Source organism: Syntrophorhabdales bacterium (genome assembly GCA_035541455.1).
GTDB lineage: Bacteria > Desulfobacterota > Syntrophorhabdia > Syntrophorhabdales > WCHB1-27 > JADGQN01.
Map to the genome: position 1 here is coordinate 1 of DATKNH010000063.1, position 8725 is coordinate 8725.

Below are 8725 nucleotides of genomic sequence, written 5' to 3' on the forward strand. Positions count from 1 at the left end.
GAACGCAGATCGTATCCCTTGGCTCGGTTGAAGTCCCATAAGGGCTTCCGAGAAAGAGATTTGGCGTAAGGGTCCAGAATCAGCTTGTGACCGTTGAATCTGTGTCCGCGACTGGGTTGATACGGGCCGAAAACCTTGTAGGCGTAATATTGACCCGCCTTTATTCCTTCCACCCACACGTGCCAGATATCTCCGCTTCGGAACGTTGAAGGATCGAGCTCTATTATCTCGGAAGGCGAAGCATCTTCAGGCTCATCAAAGAGAAGCAGCGCTACACGTGATGCGTGTCTGCTGAAGAGATTGAATTGTGCTCCTTCGTTGCGGAGGTGAGCTCCGAGAGGGAGAGGATAGCCGGGGAGAACCCTACGCATCTGCTATGAATCAACCCTTAGTGGTCGAACACTGTGCTGGATTGGCTAATTTTGTCAAAATGGGAGCAGCTATTTTTCCAGCCGATCTATCCTGTCCCTGATACAGGCGACCAGCTTCTCCAGATCCCCTCGATGCAGCTCTTGCAGAAAATGAAGATCTGTATCGGTCTTGAGAAGTCCCTTGATGATGTCTATCAGCTTCTCTTTCGTTATATCGTCACTCATGGCGGCGGAAGAGGGCTTTCTCTCACTCTCCATCAGGCAGCACTTCAATGTTCTTGTGGTATTCATTCAGTACGTGCCTGGCAAATCTGTTCTTCGGTTCTTTGTCTCTGGAGAGTTTGCCTCTCAACTTCGCAGGACCTGCATTGTAAGCGTGGAGGGCTGTTCCCATATCCTTGAAATCGTCCATCAGGCGCGAAAGAAAGTAGACGCCCAACTTTATATTGTTTTCCGGTTCGGTGAGGGAATCGCGTCCGTTGTACTGCACCCCCACATCCTTTGCGATATATTTTGCGAGGGAAGGTTTTATCTGCATGAGACCTTGGGCTCCCCGTCTGGAGACCGCATCGTGTCTGAAGTTGCTCTCCACCTTGATTACCGCGAGGATAAGGCGGTAGTCCAGCTCGCGAAGCTGCGATTCGTCATAAACGGTGTTTGCCATTTTCAGCAAGGTCTCATCGCGGAGACGGATATTTTTTTCTTTTATAAAGTGGATGATCTGCTGGATAACGGCCTGCTTCGGAGACTCCTCCTGCTCTTCTCCAAACGAAGGAGCGACAGAGACCAGCAGCATGCAGCACACAAGCGCGAGAGAAGCCAGCTGCAAAAGGGAACTGCGGGCGAAATTGATCCGTAAGAGCATGAGGGGTTTTTTACACCAAATTGAAGCCGTCTGTCAAATCTAACTTCGAGATTGGAGGTTAAGGGGGCAGAGATGAATTCTACAATCACCGTGCTTATAGTAAAAATATAGGGAATCTCACGCATAAGGAGGATGCTATGGTAACCGTTGAATTATCGGAAGACGAGGCCAAAATCCTTCAAAATGTTCTTGAGAACTACCATTCTCATCTTGGCGTGGAAATACACCGGACATACAAAAGAGAATTTCGTGAAGCCCTTAAGGAGCGGGAACAGTTTTTGGCGGCTATAATTGAACGACTGAAGAAGCAGAGAGCGCAGGCAGCATAACGGCAGAGGGAAGACCGTCACGCTGTCGCGCGACTCGGAAGGCCGCTTCCACCCTTGCGGGTACCTTAGCGGGCTGGGAAGAGGGAAGACTCAAGAATACGGCTGCCGCTTCAAAATTACTGCGGAGAAGTGTTAGACGCAATCGCTAGGTTGATGTGTAGCCTATATCGAAGCCTTTGAGGTTGAATTCCAGGTGGGCGCGTGGGGAGAGCCTGGTGAGCACCTCCCTTGCCACGTCAGCTTCGCAGAAAAGGCCGTGCTGTTTCATCGCAAAACCCAGCAGTACAAGGTTGGTCATCGCCGGAGCCCCGGCGTCGATGGCTAGCTTAGAAGCATCGATCGAGAAGTAATCTCCCGCAACATCGCTGTTGACAAAAATCAGCCCATCAGGCTTCACCAGGCTTCTGTGCAACGGCACATTCTGTTTGCTGAGAATGAGACCCACGTCCGCCTGGCCCTCTCGCACCAGAGGGCTCTTGAAAGGACCCACCTTGACATGCGACACGACCGTGCCCCCGCGCATGGCCATGCCGTGAATTTCCGAGGTGAGTACCTCAAGTCGCATCATCATGGCTGCCTCTGCGAAAAATCTGGTGAGGAACAGGATGCCCTGACCGCCGGTTCCGCTCACGATGAGCTGCTGTTTCATATGGCCTTCTCCTCTGCCACGACGATCGCTCCCTTTGGGCAGACGTGTTTGCAAACACCGCACTCGATACAGAGCGCCTTATCTATGGCTGCTCTTCCTCTCTTTTTGCCGGGCACTTCGACCCACTCTAACGCGGGACATTCGAACTGTTTCATACACAGCCTGCACCCGTCGCAAGCATCGCTCACCGACATGGCATAGAGCCGTTCCGGTCGGACCGCTCTCTTATCTACAGGACAGGAACGCTTGGAGATGATCACGGCCATGCCGCCTTCTTCGCTGCGACAGTGTGCATCGGCTTCCTGGAGCAATGCACTGAAGGCCGGCACGTCGTAAGGATCGCATTCGCGCAGGAACCTGACGCCGCTCGCAGCGACAATCCCGGGAATGGAGACAGCCGCCGTTGGTGAGCCGTCTGCTTTGATGCCAAGGTGCGGGGAAGGCTGGTGCCCGGTCATGGCGGTCGTGCTGTTGTCGAGAATTACTATGATAAAGCGAGATTCCTGTACGACACAGTTGATGAGGCCGGGGATGCCTGCGTGAAAAAAGGTTGAATCGCCGATAGTGACGACGATGGGAGGAATGGGTCCTCCGTCCTGCGCGTACGAGTGGTAAAAGCCCGCCCCCTGGCTTATGCAGGCGCCCATGCAGTGACACGTGTCCACAGCGCCGAGATTCATGCCCAGCGTGTAGCAGCCGATGTCACTTGGGAATATACCCTTGGGAAATGTTTTCTTGATCGCAAAAAAAGCAGGCCGGTGCGGGCAGCCCGCGCAGAGCGAGGGTCTTTTTCCCGGTGACACGCCTGCCGTCCTCTGTGGGCGGGAAGTTCTTCCCAGAAACCTCTCAAGGCTCTCATGGATGAGATCTGGCATCAGTTCGCCCTGTCGGGGAACAAAGCCGGATTTTCTACCGTGGATCTTTCCGTTGCCGAGCTGGAGTTCTATCACGGGATACGTTTCCTCGATGACAAGCGCCTGTTTGTAATTGGCGTGTATCATGTCGATGAACGGTCTATTGAGCGGGTGCGGCAGCAACACCTGAAAAAGATCGACGCGGTCGAAGAGGCGCAGCTCTTCAAAAAGCTCATAGGTGTGGGCAAAAGCTACGCCAGAAGCAATGACGCACCGTTTGTTGCGCGAGGGAAGAGAGACAAACGGGACAGGAGAGAGCGCCTTCTCTGCAGCGATCTTGTCCATTTTCTCATTGAGAAGTTTGTGCAGATCGTAGATGAACTGTGGGGTTGCTGCCCACCGTGACGGATCTTTCTCAAAATGAGCGCGTCTTTCAAGAAGCTTCGGCTGCTTGCAGGTGACATTCTGGCGTGCGTGACAGACACGCGTGGTCGGCCGTATCATTACAGGAATCTCGTAGCGTTCCGAGAGCTCGAATGCCTTCTTTACCATCTCCTTGGCCTCTCGTGGAGAGGAAGGATCGAAGACCGGGACCTTTGCGAAATGAGCAAAAAGGCGGCTGTCCTGTTCTGTCTGGGAACTGTGCGGGCCCGGATCGTCAGCGGAAATCAGGACGAAACCTCCTTTGACGCCGAGGTATGCGGAACGCATGAACGGGTCGGCTGCCACGTTCAAGCCCACCTGTTTCATGGCTACTGCAGCCCGCTTACCCGTGTAGCTATGAGCCAGCGCCACCTCGAATGCTACCTTTTCATTGATGGACCATTCTATATGAAGGGGCGATTCAGCCTCTCTGGAAAAGGCGACCACCGACGCAAGTACTTCAGACGCCGGTGTCCCGGGATAGGAAGCTACCAGCGAACACCCGTTTTCAAACAGCCCTCTTCCGAGCGCTTCGTTGCCCATCAGCATTCTTTGTTCCTGTCTATTCATGTCAAGCGTACCTCCCAAGCAAAAAAAAGCCGCAGGCAGCCTATCTCCCGGGCTGCCCACGGCCTCTCACGGAATTCCGTGGTCAGCGGGCGACGTTCAAGCCCGGATTTGGTATGGACCACCACTCAGTTGCACAACATTTTGGAGTATTGCCAGTTTCGTTGAGCATAGGTAACTACTAATAGACTACGGAGTGTGTAAAGTCAAGAATTACGGGATTCAGGGTTCCGCCGCATGATCTCAAGTTTTGCGGATAGCCGGGCGATAACAAACCAGGGCCGAAAGCCAAATGTAGCTGAGCTCAAAGCTAAGGCGGAAAGGGAAACCCCAATCAGCCATCTTAAGAGAGTTCTGAAAGGAGAATAGGTGCGTTGACCCTGGTACTGGTTATTGCATCAGTTTTTTTTGTTGTTGTCCTTGGAATGATGATACGGTCGGAGAAGAAATCGACTGAACGATGTCGACCGGGCAGCTTTGGATTGGAAACCAAGAGACAGAGGACAAGTACTCTGGACGGAACCTACATTCTCAAGTAGTCGAACCGAGTGGCAGTCCGGCCGGTTCCCCCTTCATTGTCCCATAAATTTCTTTGCATCATTGATCGATATGGCGAAGCCAAGCCGATCAGTATCCATCTGACTGCTCAGAATTTTCATGGTATTTATGCCTATAACCTGCCCCGCTTTGTTTAGCAGCGGTCCGCCACTGTTTCCCGGATTCACTGCTGCATCAGTCTGGATGTAAATTACCCCGTTAGCGGCTTTTCTGAGAGCGCTGACGATACCTCTTGTGACAGTGCCCTCCAGACCCATTGGCGATCCGATTGCTATGACCGACTCGCCTTGTGAAACTCTGTTTGAATCGCCGAGAGGAAGGGCAGGGAAAACGGAACCCGAAGCCTTCAGCAGTGCTAAGTCTTTTTCTTCATCAGTCTTTATTATGTTTGCAGAGACGCTCTTCCCATTGGCAAGGCGGATAGAGGGCCAGCTTTCTTTGCCGACAACATGGGAGTTTGTCAGAATGTAGCCATCGGAGTTGACGAAGAAACCCGAACCCAATCCTTCGTCCGTAACAACCGTTACCACGGCCGGCATCGATTGCCGGATCACCTGTGAAGTATCCTCCGCCTGAAGAGATGGGGCTCGTGCGGACGAGTCTCTATCCTGCGTGGCCTCTTTTGTAGCCTCCCGCTTTTGGGGCTGCTCCGGGGAGGGAGACGGATTGATAATGCGGATTTCAATATGGCGCGGCTCTTGCGCTGGTACTGAGCTCGCGCTTATCATTATTGCCACGAGGAAGAGAGTGATCGGTACAAAGCGAATCGTACGTTCTTTCATTCTGAATATGAAAGTCTATCCTTTATGGTTTGCAGTTCTCAAACTTAACCTGAACCTTAACCTTGATCCTGACGTCCTTGCGGATTAACTCTAGCCTTCGCTAGCCGACTTTCTGATAACCCTTAAGCGCTGCGGCCGGACTTTCCTGGTAGAGGGAAGCACGAGCGGTCCGTCCATGCTCTGCACTTTCGCCCGTTCTTTGACGAGTGCGTTGGCAAAGATGCTAAAGAGCAAACTCGCGCCGAGCACAATCATGAGGTAGGGTATGGAGGTTCTCGTGATGAGGAGAACAGCAGTTACTCCCTGGATTAGCGTGAGCGACCAGAGCAGGGTTGCTATGCCCGTAACGGGAAGACCTCTTGAAAGCAAGAGGTGGTGAAGGTGGGTCGTGTCAGCTTTGAAGGGGCTCCGGCCGTTGAATACGCGTGTTCCCATCACCCTGAGCGTGTCGAATATGGGGATGAGGAGCACGAGCACGGGAAAGAGTGGCTCAACGTGAAACTTTGGGTCCTGCGTGAGCAGTATGGAAAAAACCGACAGTGAGAAACCGAGGAAGAGGCTGCCGGAATCTCCCATGAAGATGCTGGCCTGCGTGCCGAAATTGTAGAGCAGAAAACCTGCCAGCGCACCTGTAAAGCCCAGACAGACACCCGCCAGCTCAAAGTTTCTGGAGATGTAGGCCGCCACTCCCATAAACAGGCAAGCAAAAAACGAGAGTCCGCCAGCCAAGCCGTTGAGCCCATCGATGAGGTTGATGGAGTTGGTGACGCCGATTATACAGAGGTACGTGAAGGGGATTGCCAGGATGCCCAGCTTTACGAGCCCCAGGGAACCATAGGTGCCAATTTGGTGGATTTGTATGCCGCCGCCAAAGACCACGGTCGTGATGGCAGCCAGCATGGCGAAAAACTTAGTCGAAAACCCAAGCTCCCGACGGTCGTCGATGCTCCCTATGACGACCAGAAAGAAAGATGCCGCAAGGTAAGAGAAGAAGACCCTGCCCAAGCCCACAAAAAGGAAGACCGGCAAGATGCCCAGGAAGAAAGCGATACCTCCCCAGCGCGGCGTCGGGTCGCAATGGATGCGCCTGCCGCCCGGCTCATCGACACACTTATATTTCCGTGCGAGGTGAATCGTGATTGGCAAAAGGGCAAGCGTGAGGCCGAATGGCACAACAAAGAAGAGTATCATCTGCTTGTGGAGTGTGTGGAACACGGCGATAAACTCCGACCTTTAAGAATTATCGCAGTTCAGCGCGGTCGCTTAAGAGCAGGAAAGGACTAAAAGAAGGCAGAGGAAAGAACGAACAGAAGGTAAAGGAGAGGCGAAGGAAGATATTACTGCCTTCTTTTTGCTTTTACCCGTCTTAACCTCTACCTTCTTATGTACTTACCTTCCCTTGTCCTTTAACCTGCCGTTGGATTTACCTGTCTCTTCAATCTCTGCCTTGCCACGTCCAGACCATAACCGCAGCCTATCATGACGTGCCGGATCACGTTGCCGAGTCTCGCCGCACAGCCGTCAGAACCGAGTCGGTCCAATTCTCCCGGGACTGGCCGGCTTAACGTCCGGAAGAGAACCCGGGCCTTGTCTCTCATACGCTCCCTTATCGTGATGTAAAAGAGGCAGGTTTGCAGAACGCCTGGGGCGTGGTCCGTAGCTTCAAAGAGCCTGCGCCGTATCTCCGTTACAGCTCTGTCGATTCTCCCATCCTTGCGAATGGCCCGAACAACGTCGTCCGGCAGGGGCGCATCGAGTAGGTCGTGAGCCAAGCTCAGCCCGAGAAGAAGCATACGCCGTGCACCTGTTTCTACAGAAAGTTCCAGGAGACGTTCCCAATGGATATCCTCAGATCTGCGAACCATTTCGGCTACATCACATATCCAGCTGAGCCTCTCCCAATAGTGCTGCGTTCCATGCACGCAGAGTATGAGCAGCAGTTTATCCGGCGAGATCGACCGCGGGATCGATTCCCGCGGCACGGATTGTTTGTCATCCCAAATCTGCAGATGCCCGACTGGAAAAGCGAAGTTATCAGCGTAAATCTCCCAATGCAATTCAACAGGGGCCTTGCCCGCCCCGGTGAGCGTCATTTCATAAAATGTATCCAGGTAACCATCCATTTGACACGAGTCTAGCATTGCCTCAGGACGATAGCCCATCGATGCCATTGACGCTAAGGCTCTCTGCACGTCCTTTTTCTGGACAAGAATGTCAAGGTCTCCGAAGACTCGCAATGCCAGATTCCCGTAAAGTGATACTGCCAGTGCCGGACCCTTGAACGGGATGGCAGGGATCCCTTGTTGCTCAAGCACACCGAGCAGTTCGGAAAGCTCGCGTTCCAATCTCATGTTGTGCGCAAGGTTCCAGTAAAACTGTTCTTGAAGCTGCTTCATTATTGATGCTGGCACAGCATTCTGTCCTATCGTCCGCAGGTTCTTGTAGAGAAGGGGACTGACAGCGTGTCTCTGAGAAATCGCGACAACACGTCCCCAGTCCAGGTTCTGACCGGCCAGACAAGATATGCGATCCGCCTCACGCGGCTGTATTGTGCTCCGTAGACAGGAGAGGACCAGTTCTTCTTCAGGGATATTTAATGACATACGAAAGCTCGGTTGCAGGCTTGTTACCTCAAGCGGCTCTCTCCATTTCTGCCATACGCAACTGTTTATCTATCCACTCATAGGTCTTCTCCAGCCCTTGTCGAAGGGAGATGTTTGGTTCCCAACCCAATGTTGCCTTCACGAGTTTGTTGTCTGAGTTTCGGCCGCGCACTCCGAGTGGTCCTGGTATGTGTTTGATGCTTAGTTTTTTACCCGCAATCTCCATGATAATCGCCGCCAATTGGTTTATGCTCACCATTTCCTCTGAGCCTATGTTCACCGGACCTGTAAAGTCGGACCGCATGAGGTGGAGAGTAGCATCCAAACAATCATCAATGTAAAGAAAGGATCGTGTCTGCTTTCCATCTCCCCACATCAGTATTTCATCACCATCATGTGCAGAGGCAATCTTCCGACAAAAGGCTGCCGGAGCTTTTTCACGCCCGCCACGCCACGTACCTTCCGGGCCAAATATGTTGTGATACCTTGAAATGCGAACAGCCATACCAAAGTTTCTGTGAAAAGAGAGGTAGAGTCGTTCGCTGAAAAGCTTCTCCCACCCGTATTCGCTATCCGGAGCGGCAGGGTAGGCTGAACTCTCGGAACACTTGGGATTATCCGGGTCCATCTGATTGTATTCCGGGTAGATGCAGGCCGACGAGGAATAGAATATGCGCTTAATGTTTCGCTTGTGGCATGCTTCCAATACATTCAAATTGATTAA

10 protein-coding genes are annotated in these 8725 nt (G+C 52.7%); 1 reads left to right on the plus strand and 9 read right to left on the minus strand.

Translation table 11 applies throughout. The features are described from left to right. The 3 genes from VMT71_06585 to VMT71_06595 form a co-directional block, all read right to left on the minus strand. Window positions 1–371 (minus strand): hypothetical protein (locus VMT71_06585; GenBank protein ID HVN23619.1); only part of this gene is annotated, 371 nt, incomplete at its 3' end. A 69-nt stretch (window positions 372–440) separates the two neighbouring features. Continuing rightward, window positions 441–629 carry a hypothetical protein gene (locus VMT71_06590; GenBank protein ID HVN23620.1) on the minus strand — a complete coding sequence of 63 codons (189 nt, stop codon included), beginning with the start codon at window positions 627–629 and terminating at the stop codon, window positions 441–443. After that, on the minus strand, window positions 619–1236 hold the full coding sequence (locus VMT71_06595; GenBank protein ID HVN23621.1) for a lytic transglycosylase domain-containing protein: 618 nt from the start codon (window positions 1234–1236) through the stop codon (window positions 619–621). The genes VMT71_06590 and VMT71_06595 overlap by 11 nt, the downstream gene beginning before the upstream one ends. Window positions 1237–1373: 137 nt before the next feature. On the opposite strand from VMT71_06595, the gene VMT71_06600 reads away from it, so the two are divergent. Then, window positions 1374–1565: a hypothetical protein gene (locus VMT71_06600; protein ID HVN23622.1), complete on the plus strand. Its 192-nt coding sequence runs from the start codon at window positions 1374–1376 to the stop codon at window positions 1563–1565. Between the two features lie 145 nt (window positions 1566–1710). Here VMT71_06600 and VMT71_06605 read toward each other — a convergent pair whose 3' ends face one another. The 6 genes from VMT71_06605 to VMT71_06630 all read right to left on the minus strand — a co-directional run. Next, a complete protein-coding gene (locus tag VMT71_06605; protein ID HVN23623.1) occupies window positions 1711–2214 on the minus strand; it encodes a 2-oxoacid:acceptor oxidoreductase family protein in 504 nt (167 codons plus the stop codon). Beyond that, window positions 2211–4061: a thiamine pyrophosphate-dependent enzyme gene (locus tag VMT71_06610; protein HVN23624.1), complete on the minus strand. Its 1851-nt coding sequence runs from the start codon at window positions 4059–4061 to the stop codon at window positions 2211–2213. The genes VMT71_06605 and VMT71_06610 overlap by 4 nt, the downstream gene beginning before the upstream one ends. A gap of 569 nt (window positions 4062–4630) precedes the next feature. Continuing rightward, a complete protein-coding gene (locus VMT71_06615) occupies window positions 4631–5398 on the minus strand; it encodes a trypsin-like peptidase domain-containing protein (protein ID HVN23625.1) in 768 nt (255 codons plus the stop codon). Window positions 5399–5488: 90 nt separating this feature from the next. After that, window positions 5489–6613: an MraY family glycosyltransferase gene (locus VMT71_06620; protein HVN23626.1), complete on the minus strand. Its 1125-nt coding sequence runs from the start codon at window positions 6611–6613 to the stop codon at window positions 5489–5491. A gap of 191 nt (window positions 6614–6804) precedes the next feature. Further along, window positions 6805–8001 carry a nucleotidyltransferase family protein gene (locus tag VMT71_06625; GenBank protein HVN23627.1) on the minus strand — a complete coding sequence of 399 codons (1197 nt, stop codon included), beginning with the start codon at window positions 7999–8001 and terminating at the stop codon, window positions 6805–6807. Between the two features lie 28 nt (window positions 8002–8029). Beyond that, on the minus strand, window positions 8030–8725 hold a 696-nt coding region (locus VMT71_06630), incomplete at its 5' end, for an NAD-dependent epimerase/dehydratase family protein (GenBank protein ID HVN23628.1).